General features: G+C 45.3%; 21 protein-coding genes and 1 tRNA gene. 16 read left to right on the top strand and 6 right to left on the bottom strand.

What is annotated here, in order from left to right; genetic code table 11:
• Positions 1-11: 11 nt before the first annotated feature.
• Genes BMX44_RS00670 through BMX44_RS00665 form a run of 3 tightly spaced genes read right to left on the bottom strand, consistent with a single transcriptional unit; the run spans position 12 to position 2,279 of the window.
• Positions 12-482, bottom strand: a complete 471-nt coding sequence (locus tag BMX44_RS00670) for a universal stress protein (RefSeq protein WP_090627006.1) — start codon at positions 480-482, stop codon at positions 12-14.
• Between the two features lie 55 nt (positions 483-537).
• Positions 538-669, bottom strand: coding sequence for a hypothetical protein (locus BMX44_RS17360; RefSeq protein WP_281246227.1), 132 nt, complete (start codon positions 667-669; stop codon positions 538-540).
• 26 nt (positions 670-695) lie between these two features.
• Complete coding sequence (locus tag BMX44_RS00665) at positions 696-2,279, bottom strand: YeiH family protein (RefSeq protein ID WP_090627004.1); 1,584 nt, start codon at positions 2,277-2,279, stop codon at positions 696-698.
• A 196-nt stretch (positions 2,280-2,475) separates the two neighbouring features.
• On the opposite strand from BMX44_RS00665, the gene BMX44_RS00660 reads away from it, so the two are divergent.
• Together BMX44_RS00660 and BMX44_RS00655 are read left to right on the top strand one after the other, a co-directional pair.
• Positions 2,476-3,030, top strand: coding sequence for a peroxiredoxin (locus BMX44_RS00660; protein WP_090627003.1), 555 nt, complete (start codon positions 2,476-2,478; stop codon positions 3,028-3,030).
• Between the two features lie 140 nt (positions 3,031-3,170).
• Positions 3,171-3,542: a TraR/DksA family transcriptional regulator gene (locus BMX44_RS00655; protein ID WP_090627001.1), complete on the top strand. Its 372-nt coding sequence runs from the start codon at positions 3,171-3,173 to the stop codon at positions 3,540-3,542.
• A gap of 16 nt (positions 3,543-3,558) precedes the next feature.
• Here BMX44_RS00655 and BMX44_RS00650 read toward each other — a convergent pair whose 3' ends face one another.
• Positions 3,559-4,131, bottom strand: coding sequence for a Smr/MutS family protein (locus tag BMX44_RS00650; protein WP_090626999.1), 573 nt, complete (start codon positions 4,129-4,131; stop codon positions 3,559-3,561).
• 20 nt (positions 4,132-4,151) lie between these two features.
• Positions 4,152-5,105, bottom strand: a complete 954-nt coding sequence (trxB, locus tag BMX44_RS00645; protein ID WP_090626998.1) for a thioredoxin-disulfide reductase — start codon at positions 5,103-5,105, stop codon at positions 4,152-4,154.
• A gap of 272 nt (positions 5,106-5,377) precedes the next feature.
• Here trxB and BMX44_RS00640 point away from each other — a divergent pair.
• The 8 genes from BMX44_RS00640 to BMX44_RS00605 all read left to right on the top strand — a co-directional run bounded on the left by BMX44_RS00640 (position 5,378) and on the right by BMX44_RS00605 (position 14,601).
• A tRNA-Arg gene (locus BMX44_RS00640) sits at positions 5,378-5,453 on the top strand.
• Between the two features lie 973 nt (positions 5,454-6,426).
• Positions 6,427-7,599, top strand: a complete 1,173-nt coding sequence (gene moeB, locus BMX44_RS00635; protein WP_090626996.1) for a molybdopterin-synthase adenylyltransferase MoeB — start codon at positions 6,427-6,429, stop codon at positions 7,597-7,599.
• A 44-nt stretch (positions 7,600-7,643) separates the two neighbouring features.
• Positions 7,644-8,087, top strand: coding sequence for a M67 family metallopeptidase (locus BMX44_RS00630; protein WP_090626995.1), 444 nt, complete (start codon positions 7,644-7,646; stop codon positions 8,085-8,087).
• Between the two features lie 120 nt (positions 8,088-8,207).
• Positions 8,208-8,480: a MoaD family protein gene (locus tag BMX44_RS00625; protein WP_090626993.1), complete on the top strand. Its 273-nt coding sequence runs from the start codon at positions 8,208-8,210 to the stop codon at positions 8,478-8,480.
• A 35-nt stretch (positions 8,481-8,515) separates the two neighbouring features.
• Positions 8,516-10,402, top strand: a complete 1,887-nt coding sequence (locus BMX44_RS00620) for a CoA transferase (protein WP_090627242.1) — start codon at positions 8,516-8,518, stop codon at positions 10,400-10,402.
• Positions 10,399-12,033, top strand: coding sequence for a class I adenylate-forming enzyme family protein (locus tag BMX44_RS00615; RefSeq protein WP_090626991.1), 1,635 nt, complete (start codon positions 10,399-10,401; stop codon positions 12,031-12,033). The genes BMX44_RS00620 and BMX44_RS00615 overlap by 4 nt, the downstream gene beginning before the upstream one ends.
• A 26-nt stretch (positions 12,034-12,059) precedes the next feature.
• On the top strand, positions 12,060-13,262 hold the full coding sequence (locus BMX44_RS00610; protein ID WP_245738772.1) for an acyl-CoA dehydrogenase family protein: 1,203 nt from the start codon (positions 12,060-12,062) through the stop codon (positions 13,260-13,262).
• A gap of 118 nt (positions 13,263-13,380) precedes the next feature.
• A complete protein-coding gene (locus BMX44_RS00605) occupies positions 13,381-14,601 on the top strand; it encodes an MFS transporter (RefSeq protein ID WP_090626989.1) in 1,221 nt (406 codons plus the stop codon).
• Between the two features lie 21 nt (positions 14,602-14,622).
• Here BMX44_RS00605 and BMX44_RS00600 read toward each other — a convergent pair whose 3' ends face one another.
• Positions 14,623-15,408 carry an alpha/beta fold hydrolase gene (locus BMX44_RS00600; RefSeq protein WP_090626988.1) on the bottom strand — a complete coding sequence of 262 codons (786 nt, stop codon included), beginning with the start codon at positions 15,406-15,408 and terminating at the stop codon, positions 14,623-14,625.
• A gap of 258 nt (positions 15,409-15,666) precedes the next feature.
• On the opposite strand from BMX44_RS00600, the gene BMX44_RS00595 reads away from it, so the two are divergent.
• From BMX44_RS00595 to BMX44_RS00565, 6 genes are all read left to right on the top strand, one after another.
• Positions 15,667-17,106 carry an alginate export family protein gene (locus BMX44_RS00595; RefSeq protein WP_245738771.1) on the top strand — a complete coding sequence of 480 codons (1,440 nt, stop codon included), beginning with the start codon at positions 15,667-15,669 and terminating at the stop codon, positions 17,104-17,106.
• Positions 17,066-18,253: a glucuronyl hydrolase gene (locus BMX44_RS00590; protein ID WP_245738770.1), complete on the top strand. Its 1,188-nt coding sequence runs from the start codon at positions 17,066-17,068 to the stop codon at positions 18,251-18,253. Before BMX44_RS00595 ends, BMX44_RS00590 begins: the two co-directional genes overlap by 41 nt.
• Positions 18,254-18,368: 115 nt before the next feature.
• Positions 18,369-19,694: an amidohydrolase family protein gene (locus tag BMX44_RS00585; RefSeq protein WP_090626984.1), complete on the top strand. Its 1,326-nt coding sequence runs from the start codon at positions 18,369-18,371 to the stop codon at positions 19,692-19,694.
• 623 nt (positions 19,695-20,317) lie between these two features.
• Positions 20,318-20,698, top strand: a complete 381-nt coding sequence (locus tag BMX44_RS00580) for an exosortase system-associated protein, TIGR04073 family (protein ID WP_245738769.1) — start codon at positions 20,318-20,320, stop codon at positions 20,696-20,698.
• A gap of 735 nt (positions 20,699-21,433) precedes the next feature.
• Complete coding sequence (locus BMX44_RS00570) at positions 21,434-22,822, top strand: KamA family radical SAM protein (RefSeq protein WP_245738768.1); 1,389 nt, start codon at positions 21,434-21,436, stop codon at positions 22,820-22,822.
• Positions 22,823-23,178: 356 nt separating this feature from the next.
• Positions 23,179-23,862: a zinc metallopeptidase gene (locus BMX44_RS00565; RefSeq protein ID WP_090626981.1), complete on the top strand. Its 684-nt coding sequence runs from the start codon at positions 23,179-23,181 to the stop codon at positions 23,860-23,862.
• Positions 23,863-23,889: the final 27 nt, after the last annotated feature.

Here is a 23,889-nt window from a genome sequence, read left to right as displayed (position 1 = left end):
CTTTTGCAGTGTTATTTTGGGTGGGGTGCGATCAGCATTGCTGTCTGCATGGCAGTCATGAGCTGTTTGGTCAGCATTTTGGATCGTAACGCCATCAAATCAGACATGCGTCGTGGTCGTGGCGACCCAAGGACAACCAGATCGTATGTCTGCTTTTTCGTGCATTGCAACAAGGCCTGATCGGGTCTGCCAAACTGAATCAGGCTGCTGTATGTGCAGGCGGATGCCGAAATCTTGCGGTGCAGTCGTTCGCATTGCTGGTCGACTTCCCTGCCCAATTCGGCTTGCAGATAGTTTCGGAACTGATCCCGGGTAACACCGTTATTGAGCCAGTCATCGCCGGTCATCCCTTGCCAGAATTCGGGTACTACGATCAGGTGATCGATCATTCCGTTGTCAGCGCAAATCTGCAAAGCCGTGTCTTCAGCCGCAATGGCACCCAGAGTGCCGTGGCTTGCAAGCAGAATATGTCTGAACAGCATCGCGTTAGGAAAGTTTTAAAGTCTTAGAATGAAAAAGCAGGCAATCGACGGCTGCCTAATAGATGAAGTAAATCGCCATGGCCAGAATAAAAGCCAGAATAAGGGCTATCACATCCTCTTTACGATCGCTGCTGAAAATCGACAATGCTGAACCTCGTTCAAAAGTTTTAATCTCTTTGTTCTGCATAAAACATCTCCGTGATTAATTGTATTTTATACGGTTTCACCAATGAGCAGGACGACCACAATCAGCGACAAGGCCGCTTTGATAAAACCGACAATGCCACCGATAATCGCTGGTTCTCCGCCCGCCTGCTTCATTGAGCTGACCGTGATCTGCATACCGAGGCCGACCAATCCAAATGCAAACAGCCAGGTAATCCATTGACGGAATGCCTCGATTTTCCTGGCGGTGTGTCGTACCGCATCATGTGCGGCGCTAAGAATGGCAATGGCTTCATCGGACAAAGTGCCGGTTTTGATAATGCTGCGAATGGCATTATCATCTTCAATCGTCATGATTTTTCCATTTTCGATCAAGCGGCTTACTGCAACGCGGTGCTCATTTTTGTCGATACCAATTATTTCAGCATGCAATTGCTCGGTCTGTTCGGAATTTAACAGGTTCTCCTGTTTGAATCCCTGTGCTGGCGTATTGCCGAAATATTTACCCTGGTAATGGCTGGCCGGCGCAAACATTCCTGTTGTGGATAATGCAAACATAAGGATAAAACCCAGTACAAACACAGGAAATTTTGTAATGATAACGTGACCAACGTTAATTCCGGATGAGGTTGTGCCTTCTCTTTTGACGTACCAGATGGCCAGCCAGAGCACGATAACCGGTAGGATCAGGACGCGAGTGATATTGAAAATTTCAGCCACCATCAGCGTCTCTATACCGTCGGGCTGGAAAGCCAGCGCCGCACCCGCGACCTGTGCCGAATTCAAAATGCCCGTGCCAGCCCATGCACCAAACTGTACATGACTCATGTCCAGCAAGTGGCCAATAATGGGAAAAGCAAACATGCAGCCTACGCCCCACAATAAGATGGTGCCAATCGTATAGGCAATTTCAACAGGCTTTGCCTGAACGACGGGAGCGACTGCTACAGTGGCTGATACCCCGCAAACACCCATGCCGGCTGACAGCACGCCGCCCATTGAATTGGAAATGTTGCGTCGCGAGCCTATCCATAGCACGATACCTACCGAGCCCAGCACAAAAAAACCTATCATGATAATAGACAGGCCTCCCAGATTTTTCAGTTCGGCTGCGCTGTAGAGGGCGCCGAGCAGAATGACACCTGTTTTGAGCCCCAGCCGGGACAGGCGAACGCCGTTCCTGGCCCAATCCGGCACTTTGAAAACGTTGGCGATAATAATGCCAGCGACAATGCCAAGGACGACGTAGTTAAGGCCGAGCAATTCGTGAATATATTTTCCGGTGTTGCCGATTAAGCCAAAATCCACGCTGACAACCTCGATTTGCGGTGCGATGAACCAGCGTATCAACATGGTTATGAGCAGAATAAGCATGCCGCCCGCAATCGTGGAGGAATAATAATCCAGTTGACCTTCTTGATGTGGACCCAGCCAATGCCAGCATCCCGTGACGACGGCCACGACGCCAAAATAAAGTGGCAGAGAGCTAATTTCGTTCAGATATTTATAGGGTTTTCCCGATGATAGGTACGTCAGTACCGGGTTTAATAACCCTGTGTCCGCACCAAACCAAATGGCAAGCATTAACAAGCCCATGATAAGCAGTGCAGGTTTTTTCTGAGTATAAATCATGATATTTAACCGATGAATAATAGTGCTTGAATAGTCAGTATTCTCAGCCTGTAATTATATAAAATAGAGTCTGTATCTGGTAGAAGGGAAGCCTGTCCGCATTTTTTTCGTATCTGGCATCCCGGTGTGAATTGGCCTATGATAAGCGTTATGGTTTGGGTTAACAATCTGTTATCAATAGACGGAGCGGCGTTTGATGGAATGGTTGATTGTTGTAATTTTATTGGCATTACTGGGACTGGCAGGTTGGCTACTCAAACTTGCAAATAAATGCGAGTCGCTTAAACTTGGCCAGGCTGCACCTGACTTTGAACTGACGGATCAGCATGGTAATACACAACGTCTGGGTGATTTCAGAGGTAAATGGCTGGTATTGTATTTTTATCCCAAGGATGACACGCCGGGATGCACGCGTCAGGCGTGCGCTTTTCGCGACAATTTTGAAAAACTGAAGACACTCGATGCCGAAGTGGTCGGTGTAAGCGTTGACACAGTCAGCAGCCATGATCGTTTCGCAGGCAAGTTCGGTTTGACTTTTGCGTTACTGGCTGACACGACTGCTGAAACGGCCGCACGTTACTGCTCGCTTTTGAATGTGGGTATAGTAAAATTCGCTAAACGCAATACTTTTCTGATTGATCCGCTTGGCAACATAGTCAAGGTTTACTGGTCAGCACAGGCGTCGCAAAACGCAGGTGAGATTGTTTCAGATTTGAAGCGTCTGAAACATTTGACCCATGTTGAGGCATGAATGGTTTTGGATGCGTACCGCAAGCCCGAAGGTCTTGTGTTCGCTGAGCATATAGGATAATGCGTTACGTTGATTGTGATCAGCAATCGCTGATTGCGCTGATTAAATAGGACGTTATATCCCGGGCAGGAGAGAATATTATGGCAAATTTTACAGAAGAACAACTGGCTCAAATCAAATCCGCGTTACATAAACGCTACCTCGAATTGCAGAAAGAAATTCGCAATGAGCTCGTGCAAAGCGGCGAAGAATTTGATATCAGGCAGGCGGATGATATCAATAATATCCTGGCTGACGTAGATACTGCACTGGTTGACAAGCAGATTAACGAAATGCGGGAGCTTGAAATGTCAGAGAAATATCTGATGGAGCTGGAATTTGGTGACTGTGTTGATTGCGGTGAAGAAATCGGCTTTGAGCGGCTTATTGCCAATCCTTCCGCTCAGCGCTGTATAGCGTGTCAGCGAAAATATGAGAAATTATATCCGCACGAGTCAAATCCATCGTTATAGCGGTACTCTGGCGTGTTTATTGTTTATGCTCTTTGCTTTTGAGTAAAATCATAACTGCACCGCCGCCGCCATTTTCCGGACTGGCCTGACAAAACGCCAGGACAGCTGGATGCTGTGCCAGCCAGCTGCCGACGCTGTATTTTAAAACGGGAATGCCGTCTTGCGAGCTGAGGCCTTTACCATGGATGACTTTTACGCAGCGAAGACGCTTTTGCAACGCGGTATTCAGAAAATCTGTCATGTGTCGTCTTGCGATGTCTTGAGTGAGCCCGTGCAGGTCGATACTGTCACGAATGCGCCAGTAACCGCGTTTCAGCCGGCGTAATGTCTGGTGCGAAACACCCGGTCCTGAATAAGACCATTCATCGTCGGCGCTTATCTTTGGAAGATTGGCGTCATTTGCGTCAGCAGTTTCAAATACCGGGTCGTATAGCGTAAAAGGATTTTTTTTTCGGGGATGGGGAGCCGGTTTCTCTGATTCCAATATAGTTCTGTCAGAAGCGGTCAGCGGTACGACATGTTTCATTGCTTCATAGAACTCTGTTATGTCGTCATTCATTGCATTGGCCGCTTCTTTTTTCTTGGACATCGCGTTGTTTATCGCAAATTTCAGGTCAATTGATCAAAATATTTTTCAGCATCCAATGCGGCCATACAACCGCTGCCTGCACTCGTTACTGCCTGCCGGTAAATATGATCCTGCACATCTCCGGCTGCAAATACACCTGGAATGCTGGTGGCGGTCGCATTACCCTGATTGCCGCCCTGGGTCAGAATGTAGCCATTTTCCATTTTAAGCTGGTCGACAAAAATATCTGTATTGGGTTTGTGTCCGATTGCAATAAAAATGCCATGCAAATCAATGGTCTTTAAGCTGTTGTCCTGTGTGCTTTTGATGCGCATGCCTGTCACACCGCTATCGTCCCCTACCACTTCATCCAGTACGTAGTTGAGTTCAAGGCGGATGTTCCCATTACTGACTTTTTCCATCATTCTGTCTATCAGAATCTTTTCAGAGCGGAATTGTTCCCGGCGGTGTACGACAGTGACAGATTTGGCAATGTTGGATAAATAGAGCGCTTCCTCAACAGCAGTGTTACCGCCGCCGATCACAGCAACATCCTGCCCCTTGTAAAAAAAACCGTCACAGGTGGCGCAGGCCGATACGCCGCGTCCCATGAATGCCTCTTCGGAAGGAATGCCAAGATATTTCGCGGTCGCTCCAGTGGCGATTATCAATGCATCACAGGTGTATGTGCCCTGATCACCAACCAGTGTCAGCGGTTTATCCGTCAGTCTGGCAGTATGAATATGATCGAAAATGATTTCGGTATTAAATCGTTCGGCGTGTTTCTGGAAACGTTCCATGAGTTCAGGGCCTTGTACCCCCATGGCGTCGGCTGGCCAGTTATCAACATCTGTAGTTGTCATCAACTGGCCTCCCTGTTCCAGTCCGGTGATGATGACAGGGTGCAGATTAGCGCGCGCTGCATAGACAGCCGCTGTATAACCGGCAGGGCCGGAGCCGAGAATTAACAATGGACAGTGTCGTGTTGTTGTCATAATTTATGTGTTTCTTTTTCTATGAAATTCAAAATAAATCCGGCAACTATACTGAGTAACGCGCATGATCTCAAGTTGTGGTTGCAGTCCATGGTCGCTAACCAAAAATAATGTAGTGATAGATATACATAATGTGTTGTAATTATTTTTAATAAAGTATATTTATAAACAGTCGGTTAGGGTTTGGTCGCTAGGTGGTAACGGGATTGTGAGTGTATAAGCGGCTTATGATAATATGACAGAGTAGCGTAAAATAACGGTCTTGAAACTACGCCCTGGTAGCTCAGTGGATAGAGCAACCCCCTCCTAAGGGGTAGGTCGCACGTTCGATTCGTGCTCAGGGCGCCAATTAATCCACTATATTAAATGATATCGTTAGGCGAGTAATTATTATGGCGCCACGATACTTGAAGCGTGATTCGTGATCATTTTGAGATGAATCTGAAAGCAGAAGCGGAAGTCAAATCTTTGTACAGGCATTAGTAACTGCAGTTCAACCGGTCGTAGAGCGCACATCGGGACAATATTTCTACACTCTTCGGATATCAAGAAGATATGCGAAAAGTAATCTAGAAAATTCAAATTTTTTCAGCCAATTAGTTTGCCTTGAGAATTATCTCCTAAACAATCCAGGTAGCATTTAGAGCCGGGCGATGCAGAAAAAAATTGAGCATCAGTTTTGAACTTTTTATGATCAAAATAGCGGATCGCATGATGGGATATGTTAACCAGGCAGTTGCACAGTTTAAAATACAGTCCCTATTAAGACAGCGTTTGTTTGCGTGTTTTTCTCGGCAGAGTGTTTTTCAGCCATCGAATGTGCTGTTGCCACAGCAGTTGTAATTATACAATGTCTGCCTTGCCGCAGATCTGCCTGTAGCAATTATGAAGTCCTTGCAATTCCAATCACGCATGCGACAAATTGTCGCGCGACAATTTGTCACATTCCAAAATTTTATAATCTGCTTTAAATTTACCGCAGTCCTCGGCATGAAGTACAAATTGACTTTTCTGAAGTTGTGATGAGTAATGGCTGATGACGCAATATCACTAAGAAACAAATTCGCGGATCCGCGTATGAAAATTTGATATGCGAGGAAAACTGGATTTGTGCATGTGCTTTCTTTAAAGAGAATTTGAACGTTGTTCAGGATATAAAAATTGTTAATTAAAGTGTTATTAAGTACTAATATTTTTAATAGAAATCATAATGATTGTTATTTTTATTAATAAATAGAATTTGATTTGCGCACAGCAGACGGTTTTTCAACGATTTGTTAATGAAAATTGAACGACAAACCAGATATTGATTGGAGAAATTATGCAACTACCGCCTTTAGTAGCACCTGGAGCTGAATTGAGTAAAAGTGAGGTTTTACGCTATAGCCGACATTTGCTTATCCCGGAAGTTGGGTTGGAAGGGCAGAAACGATTAAAAAACAGCAGGGTATTGGTTATTGGTGCGGGTGGGCTGGGGTCGCCAGTGCTGCTTTACCTTGCCGCAGCGGGTGTTGGAAAACTCGGTATTGTTGATTTTGATGTTGTGGATGAATCCAACTTGCAGAGGCAGATTATCCATAAACAATCCAATATCGGTAAACGCAAATCGGTGAGTGCCCGGGACACAATTAAAGAAATTAATCCACATGTTCAGGTGGAACTGCATGAAGAACGCCTCGAAGCGGCTAACGCCCGCGGGATTATTTCTGATTATGACCTGATCGTGGATGGTACAGATAATTTTGCTACGCGTTATCTGGTGAATGATGTTTGCGTGCTGTCGAAAAAGCCATATGTGTGGGGATCTATTTTTCGCTTTGAAGGTCAGGTTTCAGTTTTTTGGGAAAATGCGCCGGGTGATGCAGGGCTAAATTACCGCGATTTATACCCAGAGCCGCCTCCACCTGAAATGGCGCCTTCATGTGCCGAAGGCGGCGTGCTTGGTATTTTGTGCGCGTCGATTGGGTCAATGATGGCTACAGAAGCTATCAAGTTAATCACCGGAATCGGTCAGTCATTGTTGGGCCGCCTGGCGGTCTATGATGCATTGGATATGAGCTATAGATTTATACCAATCAGGAAAGCACCCGTTCGTACATCTATTACACAATTGATCGATTATCAAGAATTTTGTGGTGGCAGACAACAGTCAGAAGAACACCAGAAAGAAATTCCGATAATCAGTGCCCGGGAGTTAAAGGAGATGCGTGATAAAGGCGAGAAGATCAGGCTAATAGATGTTCGCGGTATCGAGGAGTGGAATATTGTGCGAATTGACGGGGCCACTCACATTCCTAAGAGTGAAATGATGACGGAAGATGTCCTGTCCGGAATGAATAAAAGAGATTTTATCGTTGTACATTGCAAAATGGGCGCGCGATCCAGAGATGTAGTGATCGAAATGCAAAAGCATGGATTTACAAATGCTAAAAGCCTTGATGGCGGGATTCTGTCCTGGATCAATGATGTAGATCAGTCACTGCCAAGTTACTAACGGTTCGATTTGTATCAATAAATTTATCTTCAGGAGACCTGTAGATGTTGACCATCCATACGAAACTTGTTGAAGCAATGCTTGCTCAGGCAAATAAAGATCATCCTATCGAGTCATGTGGCGTCATAGCCGGCGCGCTTGGTTCTAATCTGCCACAACGTTTAATACCCATGGAAAATGCGGCGCATTCCGAGGATTTTTTTCAATTTGATCCACAACAACAGTTGCAAGTCTGGAAAGAAATGGAATTGCGTGGTGAGGAACCGATTGTTATCTATCATTCACACACCAGTACGCAGGCATATCCCAGCCGCACGGATATCGAGTATGCAGCGGAACCAGGAGCACACTATGTGATTATTTCAACAGCATTATTATCAGGAGAGAGTGTTCGTAGTTTTCGGATTGTTGATGACATAGTCATAGAAGAGAGGATCAAAATTGTAAAAACCTATGAACCGGATCTGAAGCAGCTAAAAGTGGCCTGATCGGTTTTTGCTTCCTCACTTTGTGAATCTTTCGCTAGCTTTATGCCGGGAAGTCGTATCAATTAATCGTTTGCTGTATTTGGTTAACAGCAACTCGTAATATTTTATGAAGGAGAACAAATGTCTGTCAAAGTTTCAATTCCTACCATCCTGAGGTCTATAACAAATAATCAAAAACTGGTTGAAGTGGTTGGTGTAAATGTACTGGAAGCGATCAATCAAATGGATCAGCAGTATCCGGGTATTAAGGAAAAGTTGATTGCAGAAGATCAGCCGCATCGTTTCATTAACATTTATGTGAATGACAGCGATATTCGTTTTTGTGACGGCCTTCAAACAAATTTAAAAGATGGAGATGCCCTGACAATATTGCCTGCGGTAGCCGGAGGATAAGTTGATCATAATTTCACCTCGCTAAAAAAATGGAAATGAATCGACCGTTAACCGGTTGCACTCTTGCGGGCCCATTTAATAATGTGGCAAATGATTTTGCGTCAATTGCAGCATCTCTTCGCTATCAGGCGAGCATGCTGGGTTTAAACGTCATTTCAACTGACGAGTATTCGAACGATTTGTCGTTGTCATTTAAATTTGAGACATCACGAACCTCGTTAGTGAGCTGTGATATAGCAAGATGGAGTGATGCATCGAAATCGACTTGCATTACCGAGAACATTATTCAGGCTGCTTGTGGAATTATGTCGGTACATGGAAGAGTAAGTGGTGAACCGCGTCCGCTTGGATTGCAATATGTGTCTACATTGACGGGGGCGCTTGCGCTACAGGGTTGTTTTGCAGCAGCACTGGGTCGATTGCGCGGAATGCCTGTGTCAGGCAGCAATCTTTCTGTCTCATCCGCTGCACTGTTGAGCGTATCGCAATATTTAGCAGATGCAACCGCGGCTGAAATGCCAGATTCTGTTATGTTTGAAAAAGCTTCTCGTCAAACAGCGCCTCCCTTCATGTCGTCGGACGGCGTTTGTTTTGAACTCGAAACTCTTGATGTCGAGCCCTGGCAAAAATTCTGGGCGCAGTTTGGCATTAATTCGGCCCTGTCAGGCAAAGGATGGAGTGCATTTTTGTTGCGCTATGCAAGGGCGATCTCTCCACTACCCGTTGAATTGGTCGATGCGCTTTCTAATTATACTTTTCAGCACATTTCAGAAGTGTGCGCGCGCACCGGAATGTCCATCTGCCAGTTACGTTCTGTTGAAGAAAGACAACAGGATGAGCATTTTATGCACGACTGGCTGCAAGGACCATGGTCATTTGAGTTCAACCCTAATGTCAGAGCCAGAACGGATATAAAGAAAGCTGAAAATCAGCTTCCGTTAAGCGGTCTAACGGTGATTGAATCCTGTCGACGGATTCAGGGCCCGCTTGCCGGTCACTTACTGACGCTTCTAGGTGCTGACGTCATTCGGATTGAACCGCCGGGAGGAGACCCGCTACGTGGGATGCCACCCATGGCCGATGGCTGCTCTGCCCGTTTCGATGCGCTCAATCGACTTAAAACAATCAGGGAAATAAATATAAAGTCAGCAGCAGGGCGCGCAGAAATCAAGGAACTGGTTCAATCTGCAGATGTTTTTCTACACAATTGGGCGCCTGATAAGGCGGCGCAGCTCGGTCTGGATTACAGTGATTTTGTTGACTTGAATCCCGCGCTCATTTATGCCTATGCAGCGGGCTGGTCTACAAATGGAAGCGCTGAATCAGCAACAAATACATTGCCAGGGACTGATTTCATGACGCAAGCCTACTCTGGAGTTGCCAGAAAAATCTCTCAAGCTTCCGGTACTCGAGGCGGTTCTCTTTTTACAGTCCTTGATGTTTTGGGAGGGGTTATTGCCGCTCAAGGGATTACCGCGGCATTACTCAAGCGGCATCTGGATAATGCCAGTGTAAAAGTGACTTCATCGCTGTTAAGCGCAGCAACACTGTTATGTATAGATGATTTCCCAGATAAAAACATGCTGAATAGCCGCATAAAATCAAAAAGCATAATCAATGGTGTTTTTGATACAAAGCAAGGAAAACTCGCAATTGAGTGTCCTGACCTTAACACAGTAAGCCGGCTGCGTAATGTATTGGAGATAGCGAATGACCTGAATGAAATCGATTTTCATCAGTTTTTGCAACTTTTGCTACTCACCAAGACGGCCGAAGAATGGCTTCTGATCCTTGAGCGCGCAGGTGTACCTGTCGCACAGGTTATTGAAGATCTGGCAACAATACGAAATCAGGCCCACCTGCAGCAGCAATTGAGCCCGGATTGTTATACCAAAGTGATGTCTCCCTGGAGTTTTAAATGAATCATGCAGGAATTATTGATCTGATACCTACTGAGGTTCGTCAACAATGGATAAAAAGCGGTATTTATCCAAATAAATCAGTCTATGAGCTGTTTGTGGATCGTGCATTGCAAACTCCCGGTAAGCCGGCAGTTGTGACTTTGCATGAGACCATTACGTATGTTCAGTTGCTGGACAAAGTGCAGCGGCTTGCTGCTGCATTCAAAGAGCATGGCGTTGTGACCGGAGATGTAGTTGCCTATCAGCTTCATAATAACTGGCGGAGTTGCGCTATAGATCTGGCTGCGGCGTCGCTAGGGGCCATTGTGGCGCCTTTTCCACCCGGTCGCGGAATGCTTGATGTTCAATCTCTTCTCAGGAAGTGTGATGCGCGCGTGATTATTGTAGAACCGGAACATGCGGGTGTTGATCTTTGCGAACTCATTGAATCAATACGTCCGACATTGCTGTCACTGCGCATACTCGTTGTCAATGGTGCAGCAACGGAAAACTGGCACGCACTGGATGACTTTTTCAACTCAGAGCCTCTTGAAAGTGATCAATTCCCAATTGTCTGCCCCGATTCTCCCGTTCGTTTTCTTGTATCGTCAGGTACTGAATCAGACCCCAAGTGGGTAGCGTATTCCCATAATGCAATCATTGGTGGAAGGGGCCGTTTTTTGCAGCGTATTCATCCAGCGAATGAAACATTTCGGGGCCTGTACCTGATGCCGTTGGGAACTGCTTTTGGGTCAACTGCCACATTTGGTATTTTATCCTGGCTAGGTGGCACCGTACTATTAATGCGCCAGTTTGAAGTAACTGCGGCAATTAATGCAATTGCACACCTTAGGCCGAATTATATTTTCGGCGTGCCAACGATGTTTCAGAGGATCGCTGCGGACCCTGAATTATCAGCAGCGGATACATCCAGCTTAATGGCTATTATCAGTGGCGGCGCAAAAATTGATGAAGTATCAATCCGCCGTTGTACCGAAGCGTTCCGGTGCGGTTTTATCAGTCTATATGGATCTGCTGATGGCGTGAACTGCCATACGACACTTGATGACGATCTGGATGCAATATTACATAAAGCAGGTCGACCAAATCCCGGGATTTGTGCCATCAAAATTGTTGATGACCAGAAACAGGAACTATCCCAAGGTGAAATAGGTGAAATTGCAGCCAGAGGCCCAATCAGCCCAATGCAGTATGTTAACTCACCTGAGCTGGATGCATTGTACAGGGATGATGATGGGTGGGTATACACCGGAGACCTGGGATATATAGACAATGATGGTTATCTGGTGCTGTCGGGCCGCAAAAAGGAAATCATCATCCGGGGCGGTGTCAACATCAGTCCTGCGCAGATCGAGAATATTGCCATATCTCACCCGGCAGTCGTCAGTGCTGTTTGCGTTCCTGTTGCTGACCCGGACTTAGGGCACAGAATCTGTCTTTGCGTGGTATCGCAAGATGGCGCTGCCCGCCCATCACTATCGCAATTTACCAAATACCTGCTGGAAAAAGGACTGGAAACCAACAAGCTTCCAGAATATCTTCGATATTTCCGTCAGTTACCGCTCAATCCTGCAGGGAAAGTCGACAAGAAACAATTGTCTGACGAAGCAGTATTTTCCATGATTAACTAAATCACATTTATTCGGGGACTGTAAACGTGCTTAGTGAAATAGAAAAGAAAGAACCCGCCACATTGGCCAAATCACTTTCAAATGAGGTCAGAAATTTTGTGGATGACATGATTATTCCGAATGAGCAGCGGTTGTCGAGCAAAGGGCGTCATTCATCTGAATTACTTACCAAACTCACTAATGAGGCGCGTTCAGCGGGATTGTGGGGATTATTTTATCCCCTTGAGTACGGTGGGAAAATAGATTCGCTGGAAAGTTATCTGATAGTAGCGGAGCAAGAGGGGCGTACTGTGTTTTCCCATGAAATTTTTGGCAGTCATACTGCTTTAGACGCACGAATGCTGCAAAGATTTGGTAATAAAACAATTCACACAAAATTTTTGCGTCCAATGGCCACTGGAAATGCACTGCCTTGTTATGCAATGACCGAGCCCGATCACAGCGGTTCGATTCCAGGGTTGATCAATGCAAAAGCCCGTTTATCAGGCGGCAACTGGTACATAAACGGCAGAAAATGGTTTGTTTCGAATGCCAGCGATGCAACATTTGCTACTGTTTTGGTGCGCACAACTGATGACGAGGTTGATATTAGAAAAACTCTTTCAATGATCATCGTTCCTGTGGAATCCAAGGGCTTTCGGATAGAACGTCAGATAACTGTCATGGAAAGTACGTTAAAGCAGAGCGAAATATCGTTCAACGAGGTGAAAGTGCCAGAATCGAATTTGCTGGGCATTTGCGGTGACGGTATTAACATGATGAATCAACGACTGGGGGTAGGCAGGCTGCTACGCTCCATGCATTGGGTAGGCCTGGCACAAAGATGTCTGGATATGATGGGTGCCAGAATTCATTCGCGGCGCGGTTTGACCGCAAGGCTTCAGGAAAAACAGCTCGTTCGTCAGCACATGGCAAAGGCTTATCACGCAATTGCAAGCGCTCGGGAGATGATTAGAGTAGCAGCCCGGGGTGTAGATACACAGTGTTCCAGTAATATCGAAATCAATACCGCCAAAATGGCGGCATCCCAGGCACTTTGCATTGCATCTGATTCCGCTGTGCAGGTTTTTGGGGCGGAAGGTGTCAGTGAGCTGACACCGCTTTCAAACATTATGCGCATTGCGCGGACCACTCGGATTCTTGACGGTACAGATGAATCACTGATCAGTTCGGTGGGACGTCAGTTGATTGATTTTTATCAGCAACAAAGTGCATATCACTTCAATTAACCGCGTATCGTTTCTCATACTTATATACTGAATCATGACCTTTTGGTTGCCTAAAGAACATGATTGATGCAATGCCTGGATAACAGTGTTTGTATCAATTATTTGACCCAGAAACAAAATGATTGAAGAAAAAAATATTTTGCAAATTCAAAATTCAACCCTGACAGGGTACCTGTTCGTTGTCGTTCTGATTTTTGCCATGGCTTTGCCCATGCTGGTGCTTTATGCAATCAGTACGCTGGGACCGTTACTGAGTCAGGACCTGACCTTTGATAGCACCATGTTAGGTTATCTGGTAATGAGTTCATTCGGTCTTGCAGCTATTTTGTCGCTATGGTCAGGGGTCATAGTTGAATATTTTGGCGCACGCAACATGCTGTTGGTGATTTTCTTTACGATCGCGGTAGCGTTTATGCTTATTGCCATTGCGCAGAATTTTACCGGGCTGGTATTTGCTGTAGCGATTTGCGGAATTGCACAAGCTCTGGCCAATCCGGTTACAAATTTACTGATTGCACAACAAATTACTCAAAAGAAAAGGGCAAAGATAGTAGGTATCAAACAATCAGGTGTACAACTGGCGGCGCTATTTGCGGGTTTATTGCTGCCGGGAATAGCCCTGCTGTATGGCTGGCGCATAGCTTTTGGAGCAGTAGTCCCGGTAGCGGTTATTTTTTTATTATCAACACTCTTTGTTACGCCGAAAGTACAATTCGGCGTGAAGAAGAGTTTTGAATATACTTTCCCGAATCCATTGCTCCTTTGGCTGATGTGTATTCAGTTCTGCATTGGAATATCACTATCAGCCTATGTCACTTTTCTGCCGACATTTGCAATACAACAAGGCATGACACTGTTTAAGGCGGACAGCCTGATTGCTGTATTTGGCGTTATGGGAATGCTGTCACGAATCGTGCTGACCCCGGTGGGCGCAAAACTTAGAGATGAGTCCTGGTTGCTATGCGCGCTCGCAGTAATAGCTGCCGGCGCCATCGTGTGTACTATGTACGCTGATATCAACAGTCATGAATTGCTGTGGCTTGGGGCCGCGTGTGTAGGACTCAGCGCAGTCGGTACAAATGCGATAGCAATGAGTATGGTGATCCGGGATTCAGCTTTTGGCCCGGTAACGGCTGCTTCCAGTTTTATTTCCGTTGCGTTTTTTGGCGGTTTTGCGCTGGGCCCGCCGCTTTACGCTTTACTGGTTGATTATTCAAGCGGTTTTCTGCTTGGCTGGAAATTGTTGTCAGGTGTATTTGTTTGCGCTTGTATTCTGGCGCTGGCATTGGCATTCAGCCGACGGCAACACGCAGACCGGTTGACAGAGAAGACGACATAGAATCTGGAATGGTCCGGATAACTATGGCTGTTCCTTTAAAAATTTCATAATTTCATGAGCAAACAAATCGGGCGCTGTTCTCATCGCGCTATGCTGCTGTCCATGCAGAATTCCTATCCGATTATTCGGCAGGCCTTGAGAAAGCAGACTGGCAGTTTCGTATCGACGAGATGAACTATCACCGCCTAGTAGAAGTAATACCGGAATCTGGAGAGAATTGAATCGTTGAGGGTTAAACACATAATGATCGATACTTCGTAATTCACGCAAAACTGTGTGGGATGTTGCTACGCGTGCTTTCCAGCCAGGCCCTGTCTGTAACGCAACGAGTTCGGCGCGGGGTGTTTTGAGTATATCGCGATAGAAATGAAGCAAGACTTCCTCCCAATCTTCTGAATCATGCAGTCTCTCCATACTGGTTTTGACTGCTGATGACCACCCGCTGCCAGCCAGTGAGATGGATGGTTCATAAAGAATCAGGCTTTGAAGATTGTTTGTCAAACGCGTGGCTTCTAATGAGCACAGTCCGCCGAAAGAGTGACCAACAAGGTGTACGCTGGTACCGATGGCATCAATAACTGCTGCGATATCTTCACATTCCCGTTCCAAAGAATAATTTGGGGAATCCTTACTATGGCCGCGTCCGCGACGATCCATAGTCCATACGCTGAATTGTTGTTTCAGCAATGTAACAGGTGACCATGCAAGGTGATCGCTGGTGGTGCCGTGTACCAGCAAGAGCGGGTCGCCTATGCCTTCTTGCCAGCATGCAATAGACGTGCCGTCTTTAGAAATTATGCGTTTCATGAATGAAAATAAATTAAAGAAATTAAAGTGAAATATTTCGAATCAGGATTGCTATTAAAAAATTTATACACCAATTTAAAAGATATGGCCAATAGAGATAAACAGTCAGGTCGCTGCTAGGTCGTTGCTGGAATGAAATGTAACAAAACAATATTTATGATTTTTTTAACTGTTAATGTTCAAATCGATTTCGTTTCTTGTTTAGTAAGAAATTCAAAATTTCAGATTCTGATCTGTGTAACTGGTATTTTCTTGTCTGTGAGTAACGCAGTAGCAACAACTGATACAAAGAGCCTGGGACAGTTAAACAAACATCTTCGAATAGATGGCGAGCTTATGGGTAGTTATGAGCTCTGGGACTTTTTTCGGCCGGAACCGGCGGTCAACAATAATAATACCTATGATTTGTGGGTATTGCGTGCCCGAATGGGCGCATTGCTGACCACGCCTGTGGTGGAAGTGTATGGGCAGGCTCAATATATCGGCCTTTATGATCTTCCGAATGATTCGGTCGCGGTCCCCGGTGGTCCTTTAGGTTTGGGTGCAGGCTATTTCCTGATCAACCAGGAATCGACAAATGTTCATGACATTTTTTTAAAGCAAGGTTTTGCCAAAATTAAACTGGATTCGATGGGTATCCACGGAGCGTCCATAAAACTGGGTCGTTTCGCATTTGCCGATGGGTTGGAATATAAAACGGGGATTGCCAAATTTGACGCATTAAAACAAAGACGAATCGGGCAGCGTTTGATTGGTGGTTTTAATGCAATTTACGTGGGACGAAGTTTTGACGGTTTCTCAATTGCCTATGATCAACCCGCATTCAATTGGACTGTAAGTGGCTTGCGACCAACACAAGGCGCGCTCTCCGCCGATGGGCAGAAACAAATTGAAGATATTAATATGATATATACCGCGCTTACTGCTAAAAAAGATGCGGTTGTGCCAGGGGTAGAGGGGCGATTGTTTTATATAAATTATGATGATGATCGTGATACACAAGTTGTTGATAATCGTTCTTTGGAGACCAGGCCAAGACTAAATGAAGAAAAAGTTGACCTGCATACGATAGGTGCTCATTTGCTTTCTCTGCAGCAGGTAGGACCGGGCAGTATTGATAGCCTGCTTTGGGGTGCCTACCAGTTTGGTCGCTGGACCGACCAGGATCATCAGGCCTGGGCGATTTCCGCAGAACTTGGTTATCAATGGTCGCGCCTGCCTTTTAAACCATGGTTGCGCGCTATCTATTATCAAAGCTCGGGTGATGGCAATGCTGAAGACAATACACATAAGACCTTTTTTTCCATGGTTCCGAGCGGTCGAATTTTTGCAAAATTTCCGTTTTTTGATCAAATGAATATTCGGGATGCGTTTATAGAGCTGAATGTTACTCCAACTGAGAAAAGCCAGGTGAGCATCAATTTGCATCATCTGACACTGGCCAATGACAACGATTTGTTATACCGGGGGCTGGGTGCATCGACAAAATCGGGCGCGTTCGGCTATGTAGGTAAGTTGTCAGGGGGAAGCAGTGATGTTGGACAGTTGATCGACATCAGTTTCCGATACATTTTCAATAAGCAGTTAGCGATGAGAATGTATTACGGTCGTGCTTTTGGTGGCAATGTGATTCAACACAATTTCAAGGGAAAACACAATGCAAATTCTTTCTGGGCGGACTTTACCTTCTCGTTCTGAAAATAGTTCATATAAAGATTCCGGTGTGAATCGCCATTTTCTCAGTCATGAGGAAATAACACTGGCGATTGAGTTGTTAATAAACCGCATGAACCGCATTGAATCCATGTGCGGCAATCAATTTCCACTTTATTCGTCTGGTGCTGACGGTCATTGGGTGACTTCAAGGGGAGGCTCCTGGACCGGTGGATTCTGGGGTGGTTGGTGGTGGCTGCGCGCGCGAATCACTCAATCAAAATCTGATCAAATTAAAGCCATTGCGATCTGTCGGCGCTTGTCGTCAAAAATAACTGCTGATTCAATCAACCGAAGTTTTATTTTCTGGTATGGGGCCGCGTTAGGATACAACTGGTTTGGTGATATGGATGCGCTAACGCAGGTAAGAAATGCCAATACTGCCATTGTCGCAACATTTAACCCGGTGTTGAAATATTTCCCGCTGGGAACGGATATGGGCGGGGGAGAAAAAGGAGAGCAATATGTTTCGATCGATAGTCTGGCAGCGCTTATTCAACTGCTAGGTATACACGCAGATGAAGATGAGGTTCAGACAATGTTACGGCATCACGTCGACACAATCCTGGAAAACTTTTGCGATACACATAATCAAGGCGCATTTCAGGCTTTGGGTTTTCACAACGGGAGAAAATTTACATTCAGGGACACAGCAGGTGCCTGGTCTCGCGGTCAAGCCTGGGCCATGTTGGGTTTATGTCGGGCGACTGAAAAATGGGGGGAGCCGTACAGATCATATTCCCAGGCAGCTTGTGAATATTGGAGAGATTCCCGTGTCGATGCGTTCCCGTTAGATAATTTAGATGGTCCAGATGAACTTCGTGATCCGTCTTCTGCGGTAATTGCTTCGTTGGCCATGATGTCGCTTGCTGATCAGATACAGGAAGGAGATCAGTGGGTAGTTGCTGCGCATAAAATAATCACCGATATTGTTTGTAGTCCGTATTTTTCTGGTTTTCAGGATATTGGGATTAAGGGTAAGGGTCTGAGAGAGGACTCTGGTGCATTCAGGGGATGCTGCTATAAAACGAAACCGGGCGTAAAAGAACTGGCAGAAACACCGTGGGGCAGCTTTCTTTTAATGGCAGCGTTATGTGCACTTGCTCAAAGAATTAAACCAAATGAAGTGTGACAATCTTTAATTTAATCGAGTGTGATTCCGTTCGACGAGGTGTTTCTGATCTTTAAAACCGGCAGTAGAGCAGGAAGTACTAATTCAGTCATTTTCTTATTTCTATGGAAATCAAATGATAAAAAACGATTTTTTTGAGTTATTCAGGAAGGCTCATTGGGTCTTGACACTGTTGATATCGGGCGTCATGTCGTATCCAGCGATTGCCGCTGAGATGCATCCGGAGCCCTTGTTATTGCACGCATCACGGGTTTTTGATGGGTCTCAGTTTAGAGACAATTTATCAATACTGATCAAAAACGGACAGGTATCGCAAGTTAATAGACGTGATTTAATGTCGATAGATGAAGGGACGAAGGTTATTGATCTGGGTGATGCTACCGTTCTTCCTGGATTGATCGAATTGCACGCGCATTTGTCCTATCGCAATGTTCCTGCCGATATTGTACTTCAACATGGAATAACGACAATTCGGGATTTGGGCGGGCCTGTACATCAACCGTACGGGGGTAACGGAAGTTTGCGCGTATTGACTTCCGGCCCCATTCTAACAGCGCATGATGGTTATCCAATTGTTAACCTTGGTGCTTCCAATATTGCCAAAGCAGTCTCCTCTGAAGAAGAGGCAGAGAGAGTCGTTCGTGAACTTATCGGCGCGGGTGCAGTTGTTATAAAGGTAGCACTAGAACCGGGAGGAGAAATAGGTGCGCCGTGGTCTGTGCACCATGATCATGGAGAACACTCCCACGATCACCATGGAAAACACACTCACGAGCATCAAGAATACGGGCATATGCATAATAATAAGCAAGTGAGCCATCAACACTCAAATTCTGACAGTGATCATTCTTTCGATTCAAAACAGGCGTGGCCATTATTATCAGAAAAAATTGTAACAGCCATTGTCAATGAGGCGCACAGTCATGATCGCAGCGTAACTGCTCATGTTGCAGAAGAGAAAGGTGTGCAGATTGCGCTGAATGCAGGAGTGGACGAATGGGCTCACATGCCATGTGATGAAGTTCCTGACGCATTGTTAAAACAAGCAATTTCACAGAATGTGAAAATCGTTGCCACAATTGATACATTGTCTAAATGTACCGGAATTGAGCGTAACACAAAGCTATGGTCTGAACTGGGTGGAAAAATATTATATGGAGCTGAAATTGCTCATCCGGAGATCCCCTGGGGAATCAACACCCAGGAATTATTGTATATGATGCAGTTGACTGGTATGTCATTAGTCGAAGCTTTGCGCGCCGCTACCTCTCTGGCTGGTGAGCATCTGAAATTGTTTCCGAAAGTGGGTACTATACAACAAGGTTCGCCAGCGGATATCATTGCTGTCAGAGGCGATCTTGCGCTTGACTTGAAGAAACTGGAATACCCAGAACTTGTCATTTCGGGTGGTCAGATCGTTGTCAATAGATTTTCAGATTAATTGAATAAACTACTTGGAATTTAGCATCGTAAAAACGATACCTGGAGACTCAAGAAATTTATGATTTTGGGTCTGCACACTGTTTAGGGCCCGATCGAAGATAGCTGGAATTTCTCGTCTTTCGGCGAAAGAGGGTCTGGCGTATGTTTATGAAACATACGCCAGACTCTCCTGTTTTGCATATATAAAATGAGGGAGTTTTTGAAATATGGTTACAATGACTATGATAGGCTGACTGTCGCGGTTCCTTGTAAGTGGATATCTATCGGCGGATAAAATTCCATGGCTTTTTTTAATCGCAGTGTGTTACTTTCGACCATGGCTTTAGCGAGGCTGCTTCATACCGGGACTTTAAAAGATGCGATAGTTATAGAATTGTCTCTCTGCTACCAAACACGCTGTTTACTGCGCCTGGTCGGACTTTAATTATCCAATACGGTTTTCAATATTACGTTAAGATTGCTGTTAGGTCGCAGGCTATTGCGACGGATTGTTATCTTGTTTTCAGTCGATATGATTTGCCCGGGCCGGTAGCTTTACTCCTTCCGGTGATAGTGCTGGGGCAAATGCAGCAAGATGGTTATATTTCATATCGGTATCGACATATTTAAAGGGATTTGAACATGATGAGAACATGCGTGTATTTATTGATGTTGTGTCTATCGCTCCTGTTTTCGTCCGCTGCCAGTGCGCAGGAAAGTGCCGCAGACACATATTTCAGTAAAGCCGGTATGAAGATATTAAGTGGTGTTGCCAATGTGGCGACCGGCTGGTTGGAGCTGCCTAAAAATATTATTTTATGGAATCAAAGAGAGCAAAGTCAGTTTATTGGCTGGACGGAGGGTATACTCAGGGGCGTCGTGCATACGGCAAGCCGAACGGGTAGTGGCGTACTGGATCTGGCGACATTCTGGCTTCCGACCTATCCAACACCAAACCCTTCATTGATTTGGGATGATTTTTACCAGGAATCGAAATACCTTGCATTTAGAACAGGCGGATGAATCTGGTGCTGGTTACTGATTCGCCTGTTTTTATTGCCAGTTAAACCGCACGAACAAAAATCGTGGCGATTTCGAACCTGTCTATTGCATCTGTGATGGCTGCTGTGGTGGAGTTGAAAAGGCCGTGATAGACAAATACGTTACCGGTCCGGGTTTTTATTTTTAATTCGCATTTTATGAGCTGAGTATTGTTCGCCTTAAAAGCATATTGTGTTTTTATCATATGAGTTCCCTTTACCAAATCCATGGATAAGCTGCACTAAAATCATTCTTCGGGATGTGCTGTCAGTTTGAATGAAATGAAATCGTAAACTGATTTTAACAATAGTGCTGTCTGGTGAATGTCGATACAAACAGGGTAAAAATGCTCCAATTCATTCATTTGTCCAGATATTTGGTGAAATAAAGGGCTGATAAGAGCAATTTTTTGGGCATGTTATAATCTAACGATGAGCAATTGAATTGCTTGGTTTTTTATTGATTTTTTAAGCAGTTGATATTGAAGGCTATTTAATGTTTGGAATAGCCGCAGAAGCCTTGCTGGGATGCGCCGTGAGAAGCGCTGCGTTAGAAAGGCCGGATTATTCATAACGTGCGTTAGTATTTATGAAGAATACGGTTAACGTATCAGAAACATTATTGTTTTATCTTATCAAGCGAAATTTGGCTTTGTCATTATGATTCAATCTGGTGGCAATTTCTCCTTTGAGCAATTTATTTTTAACGGAGAAGCGTATGACACCCGTATTACCATTGATTAAAAAACAGTTTATTACAACACAATATAATGCACCTGAGCATTTTCAGGTTTATACAGAACGTCAAATTGACAAGATCGAAGCGTTAAAACAGTTGTCCGAGGCACAGCGCTTTGAGATGAAAGTAGTTGCAAATGTTTTACCCTTCAGGGTGAACAGGTATGTGATTGACAATTTGATTAACTGGCAGAATGTGCCGGAAGACCCGATTTTCCAGTTGGTGTTTCCACAAAAAGGCATGTTGTCGGATGAGGATTATAATCAAATGGCCTCAGTCCTGCGCAGCACGAACGATCGCAGTGTAATTCTGAAAAATGCGAATGAGATCAGGTTGCGATTGAATCCGCATCCTGCAGAGCAACAGTCTTTGAACGTGCCTTATGAAGATAATGAACCGGTAGAAGGCATTCAACACAAGTACCGTGAAACAGTGCTGTTTTTTCCAGGTCAGAGGCAGGTATGTCACAGTTTCTGTAGTTTTTGTTTTCGTTGGGCGCAGTTTATCGGTGACAAGAGTTTGCGTTTTTCGAATACTGAGGCGCAAAAGCTGCATCAATATCTGGCAAAATACAAAAGCATCAGTGATCTGTTAATAACTGGCGGCGACCCTATGGTTATGAAGACAGATCATTTGGTTGCCTATCTGGAACCGCTTCTCCGGCCGGAGTTTGATCATGTTCAAACAATTCGTATCGGAACGAAATCATTAAGTTTCTGGCCGCAGCGTTATGTCAGCGATAAAGATTCCGCCCAGTTGTTATTGTTGCTGGAAAGAATGGTTAAAGCAGGAAAGCATGTTGCGATTATGGCGCATTTTAATCATTGGCAGGAAATGTCAACGCCTATTGTGTGCGAGGCGATCAGCAGGCTGAGAGCATCTGGCGTTGTTATCCGAACGCAATCACCGTTGCTGAATCATATCAATAATGATCCTGATGTTTGGGCCCGTATGTGGCGCGAACAGGTGCGCCTGGGTTTGGTGCCGTATTATATGTTCGTTGAGCGTGATACGGGTGCGCGTCGTTATTTTGAGGTGCCGTTGGCGCGTGCCTGGGAGGTTTATCGCGAGGCATTGAAGCGTGTATCTGGGTTGGGTCGAACTGCACGAGGGCCGTCCATGAGTGCCGGACCCGGCAAGGTCGAAATCCAGGGTGTTTCAGAAATCAACGGCGAGCAGGTTTTCGTTTTACGTTTTCTTCAGGCGCGTAATCCGGACTGGGTGCAACGTCCTTTTTTCGCACGGTTTGATCCCGAGGCCACCTGGCTTGATCATTTAAAACCGGCTTTTGGGGAAGAAAAGTTTTTCTTTCAGGATGAGTATGATGCGATGCGCAATAAACAAGTCAGTCCGCGCGTGTATGAATAAGCGTTTTAAAATTTGATAGTTTGTCTCGCTGAGGTGCTATAGAGAAAAGGACAATGTTTTAGTGCTATCAACGAGACAGGCTGCCGTTTTCTGGTTTATTCGAAATGATTCATCATTACTGGGTCTGATGGCGGCATGTTTTCTAACCTGGCAGCATTTCATGATTTGATATTCTGTACTTTTAACCAATTGATAATTGAATGCTGTTCTTGTATCCGGGTTTTTGAGAAATTAACATTATTGGGCGGTCTGATACAGAGCTGCCTGACTATAGATATAATTTAAAATATTGTTTTGCGGGAGTCGGGCTGAGGTTTGGTATTGTATCCGTTTTCGCATCAAACATCCGGCATTGTATGTTGTATATAGTCATTATCATCATTGTTGCAGCGTTAGTTTACGGGCCGTCCTACTGGGTGAGACATACACTTGAAAAATATAGTTACCCAAAGGACCGTTATCCCGGAACGGGCGCCGAACTTGCGCGTATTCTGCTGGATTGGGCCAAGCTGCAGTCTGTCAAGGTCGAAATGACAGAGCAAGGTGATCATTACGATCCATTAGCCAAGGCAGTTCGGCTAATGCCGGATAAATATAATGGCAAGTCATTGACCGCTATTACCGTAGCAGCGCACGAAGTTGGTCATGCAATTCAGGATCGTGACGGATATCTGCCGTTGAAAATACGCACCCGTTTGGTTCAGATTGCAGCACCAGCAGAAAAATTGGGTGCAGCAATTTTAATGTTTGCACCGCTGATAATGATTATTACGCGTGCGCCAATGGCGGGTGCGTTATTTTTTGTCGGGGGTTTATTGACGCTGGGTGCGACGACACTTGTTCATTTGGTTACCTTACCGATGGAAATGCACGCCAGTTTTTCGCGTGCGCTGCCAATGCTCGATAAAGGCGGGTATTTGATTAAAGGCGATGAAAAACATGCACGCCGGATATTGAGGGCGGCTGCATGGACTTATGTTTCTGCATCGTTGATGACACTGTTGAATATCGGCCGGTGGTGGGCGATACTTCGCAGGTGAGTTGGGTTACGAACATGGTTTAAAATT

This window comes from Nitrosomonas marina, from assembly GCF_900110145.1.
Classification (GTDB): Bacteria; Pseudomonadota; Gammaproteobacteria; order Burkholderiales; family Nitrosomonadaceae; genus Nitrosomonas; species Nitrosomonas marina.
Note: the sequence above shows the minus strand (reverse complement) of the source record. Positions and strands in the feature narration are given on the sequence as shown.